Raw genomic sequence first — 18542 nt, 5'->3', positions numbered from 1 at the left:
CCCCCCCCCCCCCCCCGCCGGAGGCCCTCCTACTGGTCCAGCTGCGAGGCCAGTTCGATCGGGCGGGGGGCGGTTGTGGCTTCGGGGAGGATGTAGACGATACCGACGGTGTTGGCGAAGAGGGGGCGGATGACATCGTCGTAGAAGGCAGCGGGGACGTTGATGCAGCCGAAGGAGATGCGGTTGTCCTGGGTGGTGGGGCTGGCGAGGCGGTCGGCGCGGCGGTCCTTGGGGCTGCCCTTGACGACGCGGTGGAGGGACAGGCCGGCGTTGTAATCGACCCAGAGCAGGTCCTGGACAAAGTCCTGGCCGAGCGAGGCGGTGAACCGGCCGGCCGGGGTGATGCGATCGGCGGGGCCGATCTGGGCGGCGGTGCGCAGGCCGATGTCAGCGGGCGCGGTGTCGCCGGGGGTGAGGCCGAGCAGGGCGGGGGCAGAGGCGATCAGCGTGCCGTCCGGGGCGTAGGCGAGGACGCGGGCCTGCGCCTTGTCGATGACGAGGAAGGGCAGCGCGGCGTTGTCCCTGGCGGCGATGACGGCGGCGGCCTTGTGGACGGCGGCGGGCGAGGCGTGCGCCGGCAGCGCGGCGAGCGCTGTGACCAGCAGCGACGCGAGCAGGGAGAGCCGCCGGGTGGGCATCAGTTGTTCGATCGCCGGGTCGGGTAGACCGGGACGGCGGGGGCGGGCACGGGCGCCGGGATGCGTGCCGGGGCCTCGATGACGGGCGCTGGGGCCACCGGCGCAGGAACCTCGACCACGGGCATGCGGACGCCGTCGCCGAGGACGGCGAGTTGCACGCCGGGGATATCGACGGGCGTTCGGACCAGCAGCGGGCCGGCGACCAGCGGCGCGGTCAGCGCGAGCGGGGTCAGTGGGGTTGGTGTGGGCGTTGGGGTCGGGGTCGGTGTTGGGGTGGGCGTAGGGGTCGGGGTTGGTGTGGGCGTTGGTGTGGGGGTCGGAGTTGGAGGCGGCGTGGGGGTGGGTGTCGGGGTCGGGGTCGGGGTCGGGGTCGGCGTGGGCGTTGGTGTCGGGGTGGGGGTCGGGGTTGGTGTGGGCGTGGGGGTCGGAGTTGGAGTCGGCGTGGGTGTCGGGGTAGGCGTGGGGGTAGGCGTGGGTGTCGGCGTGGGAGTCGGCGTCGGCGTGGGGGTCGGTGTGGGGGTTGGTGTCGGAGCTGGGGTGATGGTGCCGGTGGTGCGGTTGCCGGTTTCGCAGCAGGACGAGGCCAGCGCGTAGAGGGCGGCGTCGGCGCCGGCGAGGGTGTAGCCGCTGTAGCTGACGCCTATGGCCATGCCGGCGGCGGTGCTGTCGAAGCTGGCGGTGGCAGTGGGACCGGCGACGAGGGTGACGCCGGTGGGCTGGCCGGAGGTGGCGGTGGTGTTGAAGCCCGAGAGGACGACGGCGGCGGTGCCGTCCTCGACCTTCAGCGCGGTCGGGAAGACAAGCATGCGGGCATCGACGACGGCTTCGAGCGACAGCGTGAACAAGGGCGCGAAGTTGATCGGTGCGTCATAGGCGACCGGATTGTAGGCGATCTGGACCAGTGCGTTGGGGCCGGTGACGACGATCGGCGGGGCCGAGGACCCGAAGCTGATGGTGCCTGCGTCTGCGCCCGGGCCGGTGCCGCCATAGCCGGCGATCAGCGTCATGCCAGGCGTGAGACCGAGGCTGCGCTCGGGGATGGCGGTGCCGCGGGTGAGGACGAGGGCGCCGCTGATCGACAGGTCTTCGGCGGCGCAGAGCGCGAGATTGCCGTTGGTGACGGTGATGGCCGAGATGGCAGCGACGGTAACGTTGCGGCCGGCATTGATGAGGATGCTGCCGCCGGTGGTGGTCATCGCGGCGTTGATGTTGGCATCCCGGCCGCAGCAGGCGATGATGTTGCCGTTGGTGGCGGTGACGGCAGCATTGACGACGAGATCGCGGATCGCCTCGAGGCGCAGCGTGGTGACGCTGGAGCTGGCGGTCCAGGTGACGGCCTCGTTGATGAAGATGTCGCCGTTGCCGACGGTCGATGTGTAGAGATCGCGCAGCGGCGGGGCGCCGTCCGTGGACAGGTCGGTTCCAGGCATGGTGCGGATGGTGACGCTGGTGGTAACCAGCAGCGCCGACAGCGCGGCGCCCGAGATGTTCTGGCCCGCCTGGACGATGAAATCCTCCGGATCGATCAGCCATTCGCCGTTGAGCCCGCCGGGGGTGGTGGCGAGCGTGTTGACGCGGGCAGTCTCGGCGATGCGGACGTTGGCGGCCGAGGTTTCGACGAAGCTGCCGGCGGCCTGGATGGTGCCATCGAGCGTCAGCGTGCCGCCGGCCATGTCGGCGAGCAACAGGACGGTGCCGCCGGCCGTGGTGGTGAGGCCATTGGCCTCGATGATGCCGCTGTTGTTGACGACGGTCTTGAGCAACGCGCCGGCGGCCTGGGTAGTGAGCAGGACATGGCCGCCATCGGCGCGGATCAGGCCGCCATTGTCGACGAGCGCCTGGGCGGCGCCGCGATCGATGCTGAGATTGAGCAGGCCATCGCCGGCGAAATCAAGGGTGATGGCCTCGCCGGCGGCGAGGGCGACGGTGCCGAGGCGGGCGGCGACGGTGCCCTGGTTGCTGACGCTGCCGCCGAGGAGCGCGACGACGCCGCCATCGGCGGTGATGGTGCCGTGGTTGACGATGCTGCCTCCGGCCCCGGTGAACTTGTAGTTGGCGGCCATGAAGTCGGCGTCGGTGATCGACAGGGTGGAAGCGACGAGGCCGCCGACATTGACCTGGGAATCGCGGCCAAAGACGATGCCGGCACCGTTGACGAGGAACACCCGGCCGTTGGCGGTGAGGCTGCCCATGATGGCGCTGGGATTGCCGCCGGTGACGCGGTTGAGGGCGACGGCGCTGGCGTTGGGCTGGACGAAGCTGACGGCGTTGGCGGCGCCGATATCGAAGCTCTGCCAGTTGATGGCGACATTCTGCGTGGTCTGGGTGATGGTCAGTGTATTGGGGGCGGCGGCGATGCTGGCGGCGCCGGCGCTGACGCTCCCGCCGGTGGGCAGGCTCTGGGCGCGGGCCGTGGTGGCGCCGAGCGCCAGCACGCTGGCGGTGATGCAGAAAGCGGGGCGGAGGCGCTGCCAGGCCGAGCGGGGGGTGCGACGGATCATGGGGCTATCCTTCAGAAGAACTTGGCGACCTGGAGCCAGAAACGGCCCGAGCGATCGGGGGCCGAGGTGGCGGGGCCGGTGCCGAGTTTGCGCGCATAGGCGGCGCGGATGGTGAAATTGCCGGGGGTGACCCAGCCGGCACCGGCGCCGTAGCCGCTGCGGTGGAGAATGTTGTCGCCGGGGAACCAGGGGGTCTTGGCGAGGCGGATGGCGCCGGTCTCGATGAACGCGAACAGCTGGAGGCGGCCGGGCAGACCGGCGAAGTTTTCGGCGAGCAGCTGGCGGGCTTCGGCGGTGGCGATATAGCCTTCGTCGCCGAAGGCCTCGCCTTCCGGATAGGCGCGGATGCCATAGGCGCCGCCGAGCTGCATCTTCTCCGAGCTGTCGAGGTTCCTGGTGGCGAGCTGGCCGCGGGCCGAGCCGAACAGCGAGAAGCCGCCGATAATGGTCTGGTCATGGCTGACCATGGCGCGGAACACGCCGTAGCCGCCCTCGGCGCGGGCGGTGAGGGCATCGAAGGCGCGGTCGGCGGGGGTCTTCAACGTCAGATCGCCGTAGCTGGCGCTGACCGACCAGGTGGAGAAGCCGGTGGCGTGGCGGTGATCGCCGGCGAGGCCAGCGGTGAGGACGCGGGTGGTGCGGTCCGACTCGGTGCCGAAGGTGCGGGCGCGGTCGGTGAACCATTTGGCGTCGGCGCCGAGCAGCGCGCGGACATTGTGGCGGCGCGAGCGGAGCAGCGGATAGGTGGCGAAGACGCTGACGATGTCGGCGGTGCCGCTGGCATCGAGGCTGGCGAACTCGCGGCCCAGCTCATAGCCGATGTGCGAATAGGCGACGCCGACGGTGGCGGCGCCGACCGGGGCCTGCCAGGCGACGCGGCCGTAGATCAGCGACTGGGTGGAGGCGAGCACGCGCAGGCTGAGCTGGTCACCGCGGCCGGCGAGGTTGTTGAGGAACAGGGTGCCGCCGCCGCGCCATTCGCCGGTGTAGCGGTTGCCGCCATTGTCGGCTTCGACGACGCCGCTGACGGTGTCGCCCGGGGCGATGTCGACGCGGAGATCCGAGGTGCCGACGGCGGTGCCCGGCGACAGGGTGGAGCCGATGCTGATGCCGGGGACATCGGAGAGGATCAGCAGGCGGCGCTCGAGCGGGGCGCCGGCGACGATGTCTCCGGGGTTGAGGCCGGCGAGAATGCCGTTGGCGACGCCGGGGGCAAGGCGGCTGCTGTTGTTGAGCGAGACGGCGCCGTAGCGGCCCTCGATGACGGCAATGGTGACGGTGCCGGTGCTGACGTCCTGCGCCGGCAGATAGGCGCGGGCGACGAAATAACCGCGATCGGTGTAGTGCGCGGTGATGCGCGCGGCCATGGTCTGCAGGTCGGCGAAGCTGAGGGTGGTGCCCGGCGTGAAGCCGGCGGCGGCGACCAGCGTGGCCTCCGGATAGACGGTGGCGCCGGTGACGCGCAGCGCGGTGACGGCGATGGCGGGCCCGGCCTGGGCAGGGATGGGGGCGGGATCGGGGCGATCGATACGGATATCGGGCGCGGCGCGCTGCTGGTCGATGACCGGGGGCAGCTGCTGGAGCTGGCTGCCGGCGCCGGGGATCGACTGGGCGACGGCGGCGCTGCCGAGGGCAGCACTGATCATTGGCACCGACAGTGCCAGTTGCTTCATTTTCACGAACAAATCTCCGTGTCCCAGACACGGACGCCAATACCGGTCAAACCCCCTTTGGGGTGCGCAAGGTATTAAAATCCGTTAAGACTTACCTTGCTTACTCTTCGATAGTAACGGAAATTCCAAACACTGGGAAGCAAATAATCTTTGCTTGTAAAACGTCAATCTTACTTAGAAAAATCGATGGTTAAAATTCAACTTATTCTAATAATTAACAAGTCAACTTGCTTAAATAATATAATTTTGTCTCGTTAATTATTGAACAGATATGGCCAAGCTGCGAAAAATAATGGATTGAAATTTTAGTTGGTCAGCGCAGCTGAAAGAAGATATTGTTTCGCTGAGGGCGATATCGGCGGGTCAATTGGAATTGCCGGGCTGAGCCTGCGTATTTATACATGCGGCGGGCAGCATCGGCAGGCCCTAAGTGTGGATTTAGTAGCGGCAACGGTGTCAGCCGGGTGCTACAGATCAGTCCATTTGCGCAGCAGATTGTGGTAAATACCGGTCATGCGGATGACGGTTTCGTCGCTGTGGCCGAGCGTCTGCGCGACCTGCTGGATGGCGGTATCGAGGCCGAACAGAAGCTGGCGGCTCTCGGTATCGCGGACCATGGACTGCAGCCAGAAGAAGCTGGCGGTACGGCGGCCGCGCGTCACCGGCGCGACGCGGTGGACCGACGAGGCCGGGTAAAGGACCATATGGCCGGCCGGCAGCTTGACCGCTTGGGTGCCGAAATTGTGCTCGATCAGCAGTTCGCCGCCGTCGTAGGATTCGGGGTCCTCGAGGAACAATGTGGCCGAGAGATCGCTGCGGATGCGGAAATTGCTGCCGCGCTGGATACGCACGGCATTGTCGACATGGTTGCCGAAGGCCTGGCCGCCTTGATAGCGGTTGAACAGCGGCGGGTAGATGCTGTGCGGCAGGGCGGCGGCGATGAACAGCGGCGTGCGGCCGAGCGCATCGAGGATCAGGCCACCGGCCTTGCGGGCGGCGGGCGAGGCCTCGACGAGCTGGGTGTTGTGCTTGGCGAGGGCGGACTGGTGGCCAGAAGTGACGTTGCCGTCCACCCACTCGCCTTCATCGATCACCCCGCGGACCTCGGCGATGCCGGCGGCATCGAGGACAGCGGGGATCTCGATCAGCATGCGGACAGCCTATCCGATCATCAGAAGCTGTAGAAGACGCTGAGGACGGCCGAACGGGTGTCGCCGGGGACGGCCCAGCCGCCGCTGACGGCGCCGCTGGTGGCGTTGACGTTGTTGCGGATGCCGGTGAGGTATTTCTCGTTGGTGAAATTCTGGATGTTGAGCTGCGCGGTCAGCCCTTGGGCGAAGGCATAGGAGACGAAGGCGCGGTGGATCAGATAGTCGTCGGACTGGAACTGGGTGGCGTTGACCAGCGATGACTGATTGGTGGCGAAGCTGCCCTGATAGGTCAGGCCGTAGCCGAGCTCGAGGCCGAAGGGCAGGCGGTAGCTGGTGAACAGGCTGCCCGAATGCTTGGGCGTCTGGATCAGGCTATTGCCGAACTGCGGGTCAGGATTGCCGGCGGTGTTGCCGCAGCCGGTGCCGCCGGGATTGGACAGGCAGAAGTCCGAGACGCTCTGGAGCACCTTGCTCTTGAGATAGGTATAGTTGGCAAACAGCGTCCAGGCCGGGGTGACGGCGCCCGAGACACCGAGCGCGATGCCATCGACGCGCGAGCGGCCATCGAGGACCTGCAGGCTGGCGGGCAGCGCCGGGTCGTTGGAGGGAATGCGAAAGTTGCTGCGCTCGTTGCGGAAGACGGCCGCGGTGACCTGCAGGGCGCGGTCGAACAGGTCGGCCTTGGCGCCGATCTCATAGTTTTTCGCGGTTTCCGGCGCGGTGGCGCAGGGATCGGCCGCACCCGGCGCCGAGACGGTGCCGCAGCCGAGGCGGACGGTGGCCGAGGACGGGGTCTTGGCGTTGCCATAGGCGATGTAGAGGCTGACATCCTCGACCGGCTTGTAGACGGCGCCGAGGCGATAGGAAAACAAGGTCTCGTTGTTGATTTGCGGGGCCTGCTGGGCATCGGTCAGCGCCGTGCTGCCGGGCGGCACGAAGGTCAGCGGGATGTTGCGGAACTCGGCGTCGTTGCTTTCATAGCGGACGGCGGCGTTGAGCTCGAACTTGGGGCCGAGCTCGAGCGTATCGAAGGCGTAGACGGCCTTGTTGGTGGTGGTGCTGCGCGAGCGGGCGGTGACGATGCGGTTGATCGGCCCAGTATAGACGGTGTTCGGGTTGGCGATGACGATCTGCGGCAGCGTCTGGGCGTTGCCGGCGGCGTCGCGGATCAGCGAGCCGGATTCGATGCTGTAATCTTCCTTCATCCACGAGGCGCCGATGACCAGGGTGTTGCGGATGCCGCCCTTCTGGCCCGAGACGATGCGCAGGTCGGTCTGGTTGACCATCACGTCATTGACGGTGTCGCGAACGAGGCCGCGGGGGCCGGACGGCTGGTAGCGGCCCGGGGCCAGCGTCGCCGGGCAGGCGATGCCGGTGGTGGCGAGGCCCGTGGCGCCGACCGGCTGCAGGCCGGTGCCGCTGAGGCAGAAGGTGCCTTGCGGGGCGCTGGTGACGTTGTCCTGGGTGACGCGCTGCCAGCGGGTGAGGTTGCGCAGGGTGACGCTGTCGCTGAACTGGTGGCGGACGGTGGCGGTGAGGCGATCGACGTTGATCAGCTGGACGTCGAGATTCTCGATGCCGAAATAGTCGCTGCGATCGGCTTCCGGCAGGGTGCCGTCGTTGACCAGGCTCTTGAAATAGGGGACGCCGAACACTGGCGTGTTGTCGTCATGCTGGTGGACATAGCCGAGCGTCAGGCTGGTCGGGCCTTCGATGCCGATGGTCAGCGACGGGGCGATGCCCCAGCGCTTGAAGCCCTCGACATCGCGGCCGGGGACATCGTTCTGATGGTACATGGCATTAAGGCGGAACGCGACGAGCTCGCTGACCCGCCAGTTGCTGTCGACGGCGGCGCGGTAATAATTGTCGGTGCCGATGCCGGCGCTGAGGATGGTGAGGTTCTCGGCCTGGGGGGTCTTGCTGACGATGTTGATGGTGCCGCCGACCGAGCCCGAGCCGTTGAACACCGAATTGGCGCCGTTGTAGACCTCGATCTGCTGAAGGTTGAACGGATCGGTGCGGCTGTACTGCGCGCTGTCCCGCACCCCGTCCTGGGTAATGTCGTTGTTGGCTGAATAGCCGCGCAGGTTGATCGAATCGCCGTAGCCGCCGCCGCCCTCGCCGGCGCCGAAGGTGATGCCGGGGACGGTGGCGAGGACGTCGCGGAGCGTCAGCAAATTCTGCTTGCGGATGACCTGGTCGCTGACGACGGTGACGGTCTGCGGGGTGTCGCGCAGCTCGGCGGTGGCCTTGGGGGATTCGAGCTTGGTGCCGCGATGGCCGGTGACGACGATGGTGGCGGGGGCATCTGCTTCGGCAGCGGCTTCTGCGGCGGCCAGGTCGGCGGCGAGCGCGGGAGCGGTGTGCAGCGCCCCGACGCAACCGAGCGCGAGAAAGGCGGTGGATGCAATGCGGGAGTCCCCGCGGGCGGTGAATTTCGACATCCGTGTTTTCCCTGTTATGTGTCCTTCGCGGCGTTAATGCGACTTATTCGCAGAGTCAACGCGATTGAAAGTCATTCGCAAAAATAATGTCGAGAGCGACGCTGGGGTATCAGCCGAGCATGGCGGTGAAGGCCGGCGACTGGGCCTCGGTGGCGCCGTCGGGCGTACGGGTGACGATGAGCGCCGCCAGCTGCTCGCGGATGGCGAGCGCCATGCCGGCCTCCTGGCCGAGGACGGTCAGCGCCGTGGCCCAGGCATCGGCGTGCATGGCGCTCGCGCCGATGACGGTGACCGAGGCGACATTGTTGCGGATGGGGGCGCCGGAACGGGGATCGATGCTGTGGCTGTCCCGCCGGTTGCCGGTGAGGCGGAAGCGGCGATAGTCGCCCGAGGTAGCGATGGCGAAGCCGCAGAGCGCGATGCGGGTGGGCGGCAGGGCAAGGCCGGGGACGGCTTCGAGATCGACCCACCAGGGCTGGCCATCGGGCTTGAGGCCCTCGCCGCGCAGCTCGCCGCCGGCCTCGACGAGGAAATGCTGGTACCCCTGCCCGCGCAGCCAGTCGGCGACCGCATCCACGGCGTGGCCCTTGGCGATGCCGGAGAAATCCAGCGCGACATTGGCGGTGCGCCGGGCGCGCGGGCCGTCCACTTCGATCGCGCGCCAGGCAGGGGCGAGACGCAGCGCCGAGCCAGTCTGGTGATCGGGGCCGAAGCCCCAGAAGGCGACCAGCGCGCCGATGGCGGGATCGAAGGCGCCGTCGCTGCGCGCCGCGATGTCCAGCCCGCAGCGCAGCACGGTCATCGTCGCCGGGGGCAGCGTCTGCCACTGGCCGGGAGGGCTGCGGTTGAAGCGGCTGATGTCCGACGCCGGCTCCCAGTTGCTCATCTCGGCGACAACGCCATCGAACACCTGCTGGATGCCGGCGTAAAGGGCGGGGAGCCGGGCGGCGTCGACTACGACGAGCCGGGCCGACCAGCGTGTGCCCATGGTGTCGCCGGCCAGGGCATGGACTTGCCCCAAGGGCGGATCCATGCGCCCGCCCGCGAGGGCGAGCGGGACGGCGACGCGGACCGCCAGGCTCGGGCCGTCGTTCAGGGGGCGAGCACTTCGAGCGTGGTGACGTAGCTGGCGCGGCGGGCGGGGGCGGCGTCTGCCGGGGCGGCAGGTGCGGCGGCGTTGGGGCTTGCGGGGCCGCCTTGCGGACGGCCGCCGGTGCTGGCGTTGAGCCAGTACATGCCCGGCTGCGGCCAGGTGATGACCACCCTGCCCTGCGCATCGGCCTTGAGCGTCATCTCCTCCGACGCGCTGCGGTAGCGGACGCCACCAGGGATGACGGTGACGCCGAGGCCGGCGGCGGGTTTGCCATCGAGCAGGAACTGGAAGGTGGCGGCCTCGCCGGTGACGAGATCATTGGGGTGAGTGACCGGGACCATCTCGATGCCGGTGCCGCTGGTCTTGAACACCGTGGTGGTGGGGGCGCCGACGGTGACGAAGACCTCGTTGCGGTTGACCATCTCGGTGGTGCGGACGTTGGTGGCGCCGGCGGGGATGGCGGTCTTGAGCGTGGCGGGGGTGGTGCCGCGCGGCAGCCTTTTCTCCTCGCCGCCGAGCGTGTAGCTGCCCATCAGCATGGTGGCGCTGTTGTCGATCCGATAGGTGCCCTTTTGCTTGAGCTGGACATCGAAGGTGCTGCGGTAGCGGCCGGTAGCGGCGTTCTCGATCTTGAGTTCGGTGCCGTCCGGGGCGGTGGCCTTGATGTTGTCGGTGCGCATCGGCTGGTGATCGAAATAGAAGATATCGTTGGAGATGGCGGCATCGACCGTGACCCAGACATTGTCGCCCGACAGCACGGTGGCGGAGGGGAGCATCCACTGGCGGTGGGCGGCGGCGGGGGTGGCGACGGCGAGCATGGCTGACGCGGCGAGGAGGGCGAGGCGCTTGTGCATGGCGGGGGGTCCTATTTCCTGAAGCTGAGGGTGACGGCACCGAGCTCGGTGCTGCCGGCGGCGCGGACGGTGGCGCCGGGCTTTGGCGGCCAGGCGAACGGCAGGCGGACACTCTCGCGGCCGCCGACCTCGCGGGCAGCCTCGACGACCAGCGTGTAATTGCCGGCGGGAAGCGTGCCGGGGGCGAGGCTGATCTTCTGCTCGCCCGGCGCGCGGGTAGCGCCGGTGATGCCGTCGGCCGGGAAGGCCATGGAGCGGCCGGCGGCGCGCCAGAACTGGCGGAGGTCCGCCAGCCATTTGGTGCCCTCGTTGTTCTTCAGCTTGGCATCGTACCAGACCGACAGGGCGCGCGGTGCGGCGCCGGGCTGCTCGAGCCAGATCGCCACATAGGGGCGATGATATTCGGCGACGGTGAGGCGCGGGATGGTGACGGCGAGATCGAGCGTATCGGCCAGCGCCGGCTGGGCGGCGAGGCCGAGGACGAGGGTGCTGGACAGCCTCACGGTGGGGCGGGGGGGGGGGGGGGGGGGGGGCATGGGCAGGCTCCTCAGTGGATCAGGACGGCGGCGATCAGCGCCGGGATGACGAGGCCGACGGCGACCAGCGGCCAGGTAGACGGGCGGCGGCCGGCGTGCAGCTGAAGCAGGAAGAAGCCGGTGGCAGCGAAGATGACGCAGGCGACGGCGAAGATATCGATGAACCATTTCCAGGCGGTGCCGGTGTTGCGGCCCTTGTGGAGGTCGTTGAGATAGGAGATCCAGCCGCGGTCGGTGGTCTCGGCGGTGACCGCGCCGGTGGCGCGGTCGATGGCGATCCAGCCGTCGCCGCCGGGGCGGGGGAGCGGCAGATAGACCTCGTCGTCCGACCATTCGGCGGGGCCGGTGGCGGGTTCGCTGAAGGCGTCTTCGAGCCAGGCGGCGACCGGGGGTGGCAGCGGGGCGGCCGCATCGGCCGGGGGGGTTACGGCGAGCTGCTCATGGATCGAGGCGGGCATGGTGGCGCTGGCGGGGGTGACGACCGGGGTGCCCTCGATCTCGCCGGCATGGTTGAGGGTGATGCCGGTGACGGCGAACAGCAGCAGGCCGACCAGGCTGACCGCGGAACTCATCCAGTGCCAGGTGTGCAGCTGCTTCATCAGCAGGTGCTTGACCGTGTTGCGGGGCTTGCCGCGCGCGGCAACGGGGGTGGACATCGGGGGCTTTGAACCTGCGAGAAGACGTCACCGCCGTACCGCGAACGATTCGCAGTTGCAATGGTTTTGGTGGGGCGTGCGGGATAGACGCCGAGAAGCGGGGAGGAGGGCGATGGGGGATGGTGCACCCGGCAGGATTCGAACCTGCGACCTGCGGTTTAGGAAACCGTTGCTCTGTCCTGCTGAGCTACGGGTGCTTGGCCTCTCGAATGCGGGGCGGGACGGGGACGATCAAGCGAAAATCGCATCAGGCGTCGCTTTTGGCCAGCGGCGCGAACGGCAGCGGCAGCACGGGCACGCCGTCTTCCAGCAGCGAGCGGACCTCGGCGGCGCTGGCCTCGCCGTGGATGGTGCGGGCCTCGCCGGTCTCGTGGAGCGCCCGGGCCTCGGCGGCGAAGCGCGGGCCGACCCAGTCCGAGCGGGATTCGACCAGGCGCTGGGCGGCGAGCAGCCGGGCAGCGTCCGACGGCTGGCGGTTGCCCTTGGCGGGGACGGCGGGGGCCATGGCCGCCTTTTCGATGCTGGCGTCGCCGCACAGCGGGCAGCTGACGAGGCCGCGTGTGCGCTGGTTGTCATAATCGCCGGTCGAGCCGAACCAGGCTTCGAAGACATGATCGGCGCTGCATTTGAGATCGAAGACGATCATGCGACCGGGTCTGGCCCGGTCCAGTCCCGGCCGTGGCCGAGGCTGGGCATACGGGCGCGGGCCTCGGCGACGGCGGCCAGGTCGATCTCGCAGGTGGCTTCGCCGGGCGCCTCGCCCATGTCCAGCAGCACCTCACCCCAGGGGGAGACGACGAGGCTGTGGCCATAGGTGGTGCGGCCATCCTCATGCTCACCGGTCTGGGCGGCGGCGATGATGAAGCAGCCGGTCTCGATCGCCCGCGCCCGCAGCAGCACATGCCAGTGGGCCTTGCCGGTTTGGCGGGTAAAGGCGGCCGGGACGGCGATCATTGCGGCGCCGGCGCGGGCCAGCGCCTGGAACAGCGCCGGGAACCGCAAATCGTAGCAGATGGTCAGCCCCAGCCCGCCCCAGGGGGTGGGGGCAGCGACGGCACAGTCCCCGGGGGCATAGGCTGAGGATTCGCGGTAGCGCTCGCCATGGGGAAGGTCGACATCGAACAGGTGGATCTTGTCATAGCCGGTGACCACAGTGCCGCTGTCGTCGATGAGGAAGCCGCGGTTGCGGAAACGCTCCTCGGGTCCGGCGAGCGCAACGCTCCCGAGCTGGACCCAGATCCCGTGCTCGGCGGCGGCGGCGCGGGCGGCGGCGAGGACGGGATCGTCTGCTTCCGTGCCGATGGTGGCGGCGAGGCGCGCGCGGTCCTTGTCCAGCCTTCCGCTCATTTCCGGGGTGAAGACCAGGCGGGCCCCGGCAGCGGCGAGGCGGCCAATGGCGGCGGCCAGCGCGGCGGCGCCGTCATGCGGATCGATGCCGGTGTTGGGCTGGACGAGACCGATTGTGAGCGTCATGCGGATCGCTCAGGCGAGCAGCGAATCCAGTTCGCCGCGACGGTCCAGCGCGGCGAGATCGTCACTGCCGCCGATATGGGTGCCGTTGATGAACACCTGCGGCACTGTGGTGCGGCCGCCGGCTCGCTCGATCATCTCGGTGCGCTTCGGCCCGCCCATGCTGATGTCGATCTCGTCGAACGCGGCGCCCTTGCGCATCAGCAGCGACTTGGCGCGCGTGCAATAAGGGCACAGCTGCTTGGTATAGACTTCGATCTTGGCCATCTGATGCTCCGAATCCTGGGTGCCGGCGAACGTCATGCCCCCGCACCGTTGCTCATACCCTGTCGCGCACGACGCGCGCCCAGGTCAAGACGTCCACCGTCGCAGCCCCGGCCTGAAGCAGGGATGAAGCACAGGCCGATGCGGTGGCGCCGCTGGTCAGCACATCGTCGACGAGAACCACATTTCGTCCGACGATGCGCTCCGGACGTGGCACGACAAAGGCGCCCTTCACATTGGCGGCGCGCTCCGAGGGGTTGAGGCCGACGCTGGGCAGCGTCGGGCGGACGCGGACCAGCGCATCGACATGCAGCACGCCCAGCCCGGCCCGGGCGAGGCCGCGCGCCAGCAGCGCCGACTGGTTGAAGCCGCGCCGCCAGAGTCGCCAGCGGTGCAGCGGCACCGGCACCAGCAGCACCGCTGGCCCCAACAGCCCTGCCCCGGCCCGCGCCATGTGCGGCACCATCATCGCCGCCAGATGCTGGCGATCGGCCAGCTTGAAGCGCAGCAGCGCGGTGCGCGCGGCGCCCTGATAGGCCAGCGCCGCCCGGGCGCGGCCCCAGGGCGGCGGCGCCGCCTCGCAGGCGCCGCAACGAACGCCGGTGCCGCGATCATAGGCGAAGGGCGTGCCGCAGCTTTCGCATTGCGGCGACCCCAGGAAATCGAGGCCCTGCCAGCAGCCCCCGCAGAAGCGGCCGTCGCCGTCGACGATGACGCCACAGCCGGCGCAGCGCGGCGGCAGCACCAGGTCGAACAACGCCGCCAACGGCTGCAAGGCACTCGACTTGGCAATACCGGCAAGGTCCATGGCGGCGAGTTTACGCCTTTGCGGGCGCGATGCCATCGATTACCGCTCGGCCATGCCCCCCGAACACTCCCCCACCCGCCCCCGTGCTCGCCCCCCTGCAACCCCCGCCGCCGAGCCATTCGACCGGGCGCTGCGCCGCCGGCGGCATGAACGCGCGCTCGATACGTTCGCCGCCGCCGACTTCCTGCACCGCGCCATGGCCGACGAGACCGTGGCCCGCGTCGAAGCGCTCGGGCGACCATTCCAGACCGTGCTCGATCTCGGCGGGCCGCTGCCCGTCTGGCCCGGCGCAGTGCGCGCTGCCCTCGCCCCCGGCGCCGGCACCACGCTCGTCGCCGACGAGGACCGGCTGCCATTCGCCGACGCCGCTTTCGACCTGGTGATCAGCGTCGGCGGCCTCGCCACCGTCTCCGACCTGCCCGGCGCACTCCTCCAGGCCCGCCGGCTGCTGCGGCCCGACGGGCTGTTCGCCGCCGCCATCGTCGGGGGTCTGACGCTAGGCGAATTGCGCGAAGACCTGATCATCGCCGAATCGACCCTGACCAGCCGTGCCGCGCCGCGCATCGCCCCCATGGTCGACCCCCAGTCTGCCGCCGGGCTGCTCCAGCGCGCCGGCTTCGCCATGCCCGTCGCCGACAGCGAACGCCTGACCGTCCGCTACACTCGCTTCGACCGGCTGCTCACCGACCTCACCGCCATGGGGGCCCGGTCGCCCCTCGCCGCCCGCTCCCCATTGCGCCGCGACGTCCTCGCCGAAACCGCCCGTCGCTTCGCCGCCCGCGCCGATGCCGAGGGCAAGACAGCCGTGACGGTCGATTTGGTGTACCTTGCCGGCTGGGCACCGGGGGCGACGCCGGGCGTGGACAGCGACCTGTCCCAGGCGATCGGCCGGGCGATCTAAGGGACAGAAGGCAGGAAAATTGCCTCCGGCGGCTGGGGCCGCAGGCCCCAGACCCCATCAAATGGGCTCGGGACGCGGCGAGAGCGGTCGTGGTGACGGTAAACAGCAAATCTTGGGGTCTGGGGCCTGCGGCCCCAGCCGCCGGAGGCCCCTAACTACCGCCGGGGGCTCGTTACGCGGCGTGGTTCGGGACGTGGTCGCTGGGCCAGGGGTCGGTAACGTCTTCGAGGATCAGGTCCAGCGTTTCGCAGCGGGCGCGCAGCGTGATGTCTTCGGAGAAGACCAGGGTGAGATAGGGTTCGGCCCATTCGAGGGTGAGCAGGTTGAGGATGGTGTCGGGGGTGCGCGGCCAGTGGCGTTCCTGGACGCCGAAGACGGTTTCGAGACGCAGGGCGCTGCGGGTGCGGCTGGGGGTGGGCGCTTCCCAGCGGTAGCGGGTGAGCATGAGGACGAGGCGGCGGGCCTTGGGGTCGAAGGCGATGTCGGCCGGGCGGAGCAGCGCGTCCTGGACGAGGGCGGCGAGCGGCGGCAGGTCTTCGGGGGATTGGGCGAGGAGTGAGAGGCGGGACGTTTCAGCCATCGGAGATGCGTTCGATGTCGGCGCCGACGGCCTGGAGCTTTTCCTCGAGGCGTTCATAGCCTCGATCGAGGTGGTAGACGCGGTTGACGACGGTTTCGCCTTCGGCGGCGAGGCCGGCGATGATGAGGCTCATCGAGGCGCGGAGGTCGGTGGCCATGACGGGGGCGCCGGTGAGGCTGGCGGTGCCGCGGACGACGGCCGAGCGACCGCGCACGGTGATGTCGGCGCCCATGCGGGCGAGCTCGGGGACGTGCATGTAACGATTTTCGAAGATGGTTTCGGTGAGCACCGAGGCGCTGTCGGCCATGGTCAGCATGGCCATGAACTGGGCCTGCATGTCGGTGGGGAAGCCGGGATAGGGGGCGGTGCTGATGGTGACGCCGTGGAGGCCATTGGCGCGCTTGACAGAGAGGCCATCGGCGGTGGGGGTGATTTCGACGCCGGCGTCGCGGAGCGCCGAGAGGGTGGCGCCGAGATCGGTTTCACGGGCGCCGACGAGTTCGACCTCCCCGCCGGTGATGGCAGCGGCGCAGGCGTAGGAACCCGCCTCGATCCGGTCCGGCATGACGGCGTAGGTGGCACCGTGGAGCGCCTTGACGCCAGTGATGGCGAGGGTTTCGGTGCCGATGCCGGTGATGCGGGCACCCATGGCGACGAGGCAGTTGCAGAGATCGACGATCTCGGGCTCGCGGGCGGCATTTTCGAGGATCGACGGGCCCTTGGCGAGGACGGCGGCCATCAGGGCGTTCTCGGTGGCGCCCACCGAGACGATGGGGAAGACGAAGCGGCCGCCGGGGAGGCCGCCGGCGGGAGCTGATGCTTTTACGTAGCCGGCGGCGAGCTCGATTTCGGCGCCGAGGGCTTCAAGCACCTTGAGGTGGAGGTCGATGGGTCGGTTGCCGATGGCGCAGCCGCCGGGCAGCGAGACGGTGGCCTCGCCGGCGCGGGCGAGCAGCGGGCCGAGCACGAGGATGGAGGCGCGCATCTTGCGGACGATATCATAGGGGGCGACGGTGCTGGTGATACGGGCGGCGCGGAGCGTCATCACGCGGCCGAACTCGTCCGGGTGGGTGCCTTCGATCATCGTCGAGACGCCGTGGTTGTTGAGCAGGTGGCCGAAGGTATCGATATCGGCGAGGCGCGGCAGATTGCGCAGGGTCAGCGGCTGGTCGGTGAGCAGCGCGCAAGGCATCAGCGTGAGCGCGGCGTTCTTGGCGCCGGAGATGGGGATGCGGCCCTTGAGGGAGCGGCCGCCGCGAATGATGATCCTGTCCATGTATCCGCGTTTAGCGCGGGTCGCCGGCCGGCGCCATTGTTTGCGAAAGGGGTGCCGGCCGGCGGATCACGGACTAGAAGCGGAAGTTCAGCCCGGCGCGGACCGGGACATCCCAACGGGCGCCGGCATTGTTGATGCCGGCGAGGCCGAGGCCGGCAAGGGCGGTGTCATCGCCGCGCAGGCCGCTGGTCCAGCGGATACCACTCTCGATATTGAGATCGACGCGCGAGGCGATCGGGATGGCGACGCCGATGTCGCCGCCGACGGTGCCCGAGACCGAGTTCTTGTAGAAGGGCACGTCGTTCAGCGCAATTCCCGCGCCGGGCACGGCGAAATCGGCGTTGATGCGGTTGGTGAAGGTGACACCGGCGCGGCCGGCGACATAGGGCTGGATTTCGCCACGGCTCAGATACTGGCGGTAGCCGACCTCACCGGTGAAGGCGCGCAGGCGGCTGAAGCTGGCGTTGATCGGCAGGTTGGCACCCTGCGACGGGACCTGGACTTCACCGACCGGGCCCGCACCGCGGCCGATGTTCTGGTAGCGGAAGGCACCGAAGATTTCGCCGCCATCGCGGACCGCATAGCCGAGCTCGACGTTGGCGCCGATACCGCCGTTGTAGAAGCGGCTGTTGGGGGCTTCCTCGATGGCCAGCGTGCCGGCAGTGCCGGTCAGCGCGGGGTTGAGGGTGCCGAGATTGGCGACCGGGGCGTTGGCACCGCTGTGCAGGTTGCCGGCGACGGGGAAATCGACACCGCCCATGATACGGGCGCTCCACTGGCCCTTTTCAGGGGCGGCCTGGGCGGCGGATGCCGACAGGGCGACCGCGGCGATGGCCGAGGTCAAAAGAAGATTACGCATAGAACACTCCACTGGTTACAGGCCCCGGCGAAAGACGGCCGGGGGCTATGCCTTTGTGGTGATTGGTTTTCCAGTTACAACCCGCGCGCCTGGGGGTGCGACAGGAGGTGTCAGAGCCTCGGCAGGGTGACGCCGCGCTGGCCCATATATTTGCCGGCACGGTCGGCATAGCTGACCTCGCAGGGCTCGTTGCCCTGCAGGAACAGGAACTGGCAGGCGCCTTCATTGGCGTAGATGCGGGCCGGCAGCGGGGTGGTGTTGCTGAATTCCAGCGTCACATGGCCCTCCCAGCCGGGCTCCAGCGGGGTGACGTTGACGATGATTCCACAGCGCGCATAGGTGCTCTTGCCGAGGCAAATGACGAGGACATCGCGGGGGACGCGGAAATACTCGACGGTGCGGGCGAGCGCGAAACTGTTGGGCGGAATGATGCAGACGTCGGTCTTGCGGTCCACGAAGCTATTGGGGTTGAAATCCTTGGGGTCGACGACGGTCGAGTTAATGTTGGTGAAGATCTTGAACTCATCGGCGACGCGGGCATCATAGCCATAGGAGCTGAGGCCGTAGCTGATGCAGCCCTCGCGCTTCTGGCGATCGACGAAGGGTTCGATCATGCCGTTGTCGAGGGCCTGCTGGCGAATCCATCGGTCTGATTGTACTGACATGAAGAGCCGGCTCCGCAATGTGGTAGTGGGTAGCTTAGTGTTAACTTTCAGGTGATTCGCCATGAATGATATCGCCGACCATCTCGATAGCCTCGACGCAATCGATTCCATAGCATTGAAAACGGCTTATCTGGCGCTGCTGGTGCAGGCGACGGCGGGCGGACTGGAGGTGC

General features: G+C 68.6%; 18 protein-coding genes and 1 tRNA gene. 1 reads left to right on the top strand and 18 read right to left on the bottom strand.

Annotated features, from left to right (window positions below):
- Nucleotides 1-29: 29 nt before the first annotated feature.
- From ACTIFJ_RS11465 to ACTIFJ_RS11400, 14 genes are all read right to left on the bottom strand, one after another.
- Entirely contained in the window at nt 30-638 is a 609-nt protein-coding gene (locus tag ACTIFJ_RS11465; protein ID WP_439534239.1) for a L,D-transpeptidase, read from the bottom strand.
- The gene (locus ACTIFJ_RS11460) at nt 638-3139 is read right to left on the bottom strand and encodes a two-partner secretion domain-containing protein (protein ID WP_439534238.1); all 2502 of its coding nucleotides are present in this window, start codon (nt 3137-3139) and stop codon (nt 638-640) included. The genes ACTIFJ_RS11465 and ACTIFJ_RS11460 overlap by 1 nt, the downstream gene beginning before the upstream one ends.
- Before the next feature lie 11 nt (nt 3140-3150).
- Entirely contained in the window at nt 3151-4812 is a 1662-nt protein-coding gene (locus tag ACTIFJ_RS11455; RefSeq protein WP_439534243.1) for a ShlB/FhaC/HecB family hemolysin secretion/activation protein, read from the bottom strand.
- A gap of 467 nt (nt 4813-5279) precedes the next feature.
- Entirely contained in the window at nt 5280-5963 is a 684-nt protein-coding gene (locus tag ACTIFJ_RS11450) for a Fe2+-dependent dioxygenase (protein ID WP_439534237.1), read from the bottom strand.
- 20 nt (nt 5964-5983) lie between these two features.
- The gene (locus ACTIFJ_RS11445) at nt 5984-8407 is read right to left on the bottom strand and encodes a TonB-dependent receptor (protein WP_439534236.1); all 2424 of its coding nucleotides are present in this window, start codon (nt 8405-8407) and stop codon (nt 5984-5986) included.
- Between the two features lie 109 nt (nt 8408-8516).
- A complete protein-coding gene (locus ACTIFJ_RS11440) occupies nt 8517-9395 on the bottom strand; it encodes an FAD:protein FMN transferase (protein ID WP_439534242.1) in 879 nt (292 codons plus the stop codon).
- Nucleotides 9396-9499: 104 nt separating this feature from the next.
- Nucleotides 9500-10354, bottom strand: a complete 855-nt coding sequence (locus tag ACTIFJ_RS11435) for a DUF4198 domain-containing protein (protein ID WP_439534235.1) — start codon at nt 10352-10354, stop codon at nt 9500-9502.
- Nucleotides 10355-10365: 11 nt separating this feature from the next.
- Nucleotides 10366-10851, bottom strand: coding sequence for a DUF2271 domain-containing protein (locus ACTIFJ_RS11430; RefSeq protein ID WP_439534241.1), 486 nt, complete (start codon nt 10849-10851; stop codon nt 10366-10368).
- 50 nt (nt 10852-10901) lie between these two features.
- Nucleotides 10902-11546: a PepSY-associated TM helix domain-containing protein gene (locus ACTIFJ_RS11425; protein ID WP_439534234.1), complete on the bottom strand. Its 645-nt coding sequence runs from the start codon at nt 11544-11546 to the stop codon at nt 10902-10904.
- 120 nt (nt 11547-11666) lie between these two features.
- Nucleotides 11667-11743 (bottom strand) — tRNA-Arg (locus ACTIFJ_RS11420).
- A 50-nt stretch (nt 11744-11793) separates the two neighbouring features.
- Complete coding sequence (locus tag ACTIFJ_RS11415; RefSeq protein WP_439534233.1) at nt 11794-12192, bottom strand: DUF1178 family protein; 399 nt, start codon at nt 12190-12192, stop codon at nt 11794-11796.
- Nucleotides 12189-13019: a carbon-nitrogen hydrolase family protein gene (locus ACTIFJ_RS11410; protein WP_439534232.1), complete on the bottom strand. Its 831-nt coding sequence runs from the start codon at nt 13017-13019 to the stop codon at nt 12189-12191. The genes ACTIFJ_RS11415 and ACTIFJ_RS11410 overlap by 4 nt, the downstream gene beginning before the upstream one ends.
- A gap of 9 nt (nt 13020-13028) precedes the next feature.
- The gene (grxC, locus tag ACTIFJ_RS11405; RefSeq protein WP_439534240.1) at nt 13029-13283 is read right to left on the bottom strand and encodes a glutaredoxin 3; all 255 of its coding nucleotides are present in this window, start codon (nt 13281-13283) and stop codon (nt 13029-13031) included.
- A gap of 52 nt (nt 13284-13335) precedes the next feature.
- Nucleotides 13336-14088: a double zinc ribbon domain-containing protein gene (locus tag ACTIFJ_RS11400; RefSeq protein ID WP_439534231.1), complete on the bottom strand. Its 753-nt coding sequence runs from the start codon at nt 14086-14088 to the stop codon at nt 13336-13338.
- A 52-nt stretch (nt 14089-14140) separates the two neighbouring features.
- Between ACTIFJ_RS11400 and ACTIFJ_RS11395 the strand changes: the two genes are divergently transcribed.
- The gene (locus tag ACTIFJ_RS11395) at nt 14141-14989 is read left to right on the top strand and encodes a class I SAM-dependent methyltransferase (RefSeq protein WP_439534230.1); all 849 of its coding nucleotides are present in this window, start codon (nt 14141-14143) and stop codon (nt 14987-14989) included.
- 172 nt (nt 14990-15161) lie between these two features.
- Here the strand turns inward: ACTIFJ_RS11395 and ACTIFJ_RS11390 are convergent, their stop codons facing one another.
- The 4 genes from ACTIFJ_RS11390 to dcd form a co-directional block, all read right to left on the bottom strand.
- Complete coding sequence (locus tag ACTIFJ_RS11390; RefSeq protein WP_439534229.1) at nt 15162-15569, bottom strand: DUF2948 family protein; 408 nt, start codon at nt 15567-15569, stop codon at nt 15162-15164.
- Nucleotides 15562-16845 (bottom strand): UDP-N-acetylglucosamine 1-carboxyvinyltransferase, encoded by a 1284-nt coding sequence (murA, locus tag ACTIFJ_RS11385; RefSeq protein WP_439534228.1) that lies wholly within the window; start codon nt 16843-16845, stop codon nt 15562-15564. The genes ACTIFJ_RS11390 and murA overlap by 8 nt, the downstream gene beginning before the upstream one ends.
- 73 nt (nt 16846-16918) lie before the next feature.
- The gene (locus ACTIFJ_RS11380) at nt 16919-17704 is read right to left on the bottom strand and encodes a hypothetical protein (RefSeq protein ID WP_439534227.1); all 786 of its coding nucleotides are present in this window, start codon (nt 17702-17704) and stop codon (nt 16919-16921) included.
- 110 nt (nt 17705-17814) lie between these two features.
- Nucleotides 17815-18369, bottom strand: a complete 555-nt coding sequence (gene dcd / locus ACTIFJ_RS11375; protein ID WP_439534226.1) for a dCTP deaminase — start codon at nt 18367-18369, stop codon at nt 17815-17817.
- Between the last annotated feature and the right edge of the window lie 173 nt (nt 18370-18542).

The organism is Polymorphobacter sp. (assembly GCF_051860865.1).
Taxonomy (GTDB): Bacteria; Pseudomonadota; Alphaproteobacteria; order Sphingomonadales; family Sphingomonadaceae; genus Sandarakinorhabdus.
This window is presented reverse-complemented; position numbering and strand designations above follow the sequence as displayed.

Coding starts and splice junctions, on each gene's coding strand:
- ACTIFJ_RS11415 (WP_439534233.1), bottom strand. CDS start 12,192: ATGATCGTCTTCGATCTCAAATGCAGCGCCGATCATGTCTTCGAAGCC.
- murA (WP_439534228.1), bottom strand. CDS start 16,845: ATGGACAGGATCATCATTCGCGGCGGCCGCTCCCTCAAGGGCCGCATC.
- ACTIFJ_RS11455 (WP_439534243.1), bottom strand. CDS start 4,812: ATGAAGCAACTGGCACTGTCGGTGCCAATGATCAGTGCTGCCCTCGGC.
- ACTIFJ_RS11460 (WP_439534238.1), bottom strand. CDS start 3,139: ATGATCCGTCGCACCCCCCGCTCGGCCTGGCAGCGCCTCCGCCCCGCT.
- grxC (WP_439534240.1), bottom strand. CDS start 13,283: ATGGCCAAGATCGAAGTCTATACCAAGCAGCTGTGCCCTTATTGCACG.
- ACTIFJ_RS11465 (WP_439534239.1), bottom strand. CDS start 638: ATGCCCACCCGGCGGCTCTCCCTGCTCGCGTCGCTGCTGGTCACAGCG.
- ACTIFJ_RS11390 (WP_439534229.1), bottom strand. CDS start 15,569: ATGGCTGAAACGTCCCGCCTCTCACTCCTCGCCCAATCCCCCGAAGAC.
- ACTIFJ_RS11400 (WP_439534231.1), bottom strand. CDS start 14,088: ATGGACCTTGCCGGTATTGCCAAGTCGAGTGCCTTGCAGCCGTTGGCG.
- ACTIFJ_RS11410 (WP_439534232.1), bottom strand. CDS start 13,019: ATGACGCTCACAATCGGTCTCGTCCAGCCCAACACCGGCATCGATCCG.
- ACTIFJ_RS11450 (WP_439534237.1), bottom strand. CDS start 5,963: ATGCTGATCGAGATCCCCGCTGTCCTCGATGCCGCCGGCATCGCCGAG.
- ACTIFJ_RS11425 (WP_439534234.1), bottom strand. CDS start 11,546: ATGTCCACCCCCGTTGCCGCGCGCGGCAAGCCCCGCAACACGGTCAAG.
- dcd (WP_439534226.1), bottom strand. CDS start 18,369: ATGTCAGTACAATCAGACCGATGGATTCGCCAGCAGGCCCTCGACAAC.
- ACTIFJ_RS11445 (WP_439534236.1), bottom strand. CDS start 8,407: ATGTCGAAATTCACCGCCCGCGGGGACTCCCGCATTGCATCCACCGCC.
- ACTIFJ_RS11395 (WP_439534230.1), top strand. CDS start 14,141: ATGCCCCCCGAACACTCCCCCACCCGCCCCCGTGCTCGCCCCCCTGCA.
- ACTIFJ_RS11440 (WP_439534242.1), bottom strand. CDS start 9,395: ATGGGCACACGCTGGTCGGCCCGGCTCGTCGTAGTCGACGCCGCCCGG.
- ACTIFJ_RS11435 (WP_439534235.1), bottom strand. CDS start 10,354: ATGCACAAGCGCCTCGCCCTCCTCGCCGCGTCAGCCATGCTCGCCGTC.
- ACTIFJ_RS11380 (WP_439534227.1), bottom strand. CDS start 17,704: ATGCGTAATCTTCTTTTGACCTCGGCCATCGCCGCGGTCGCCCTGTCG.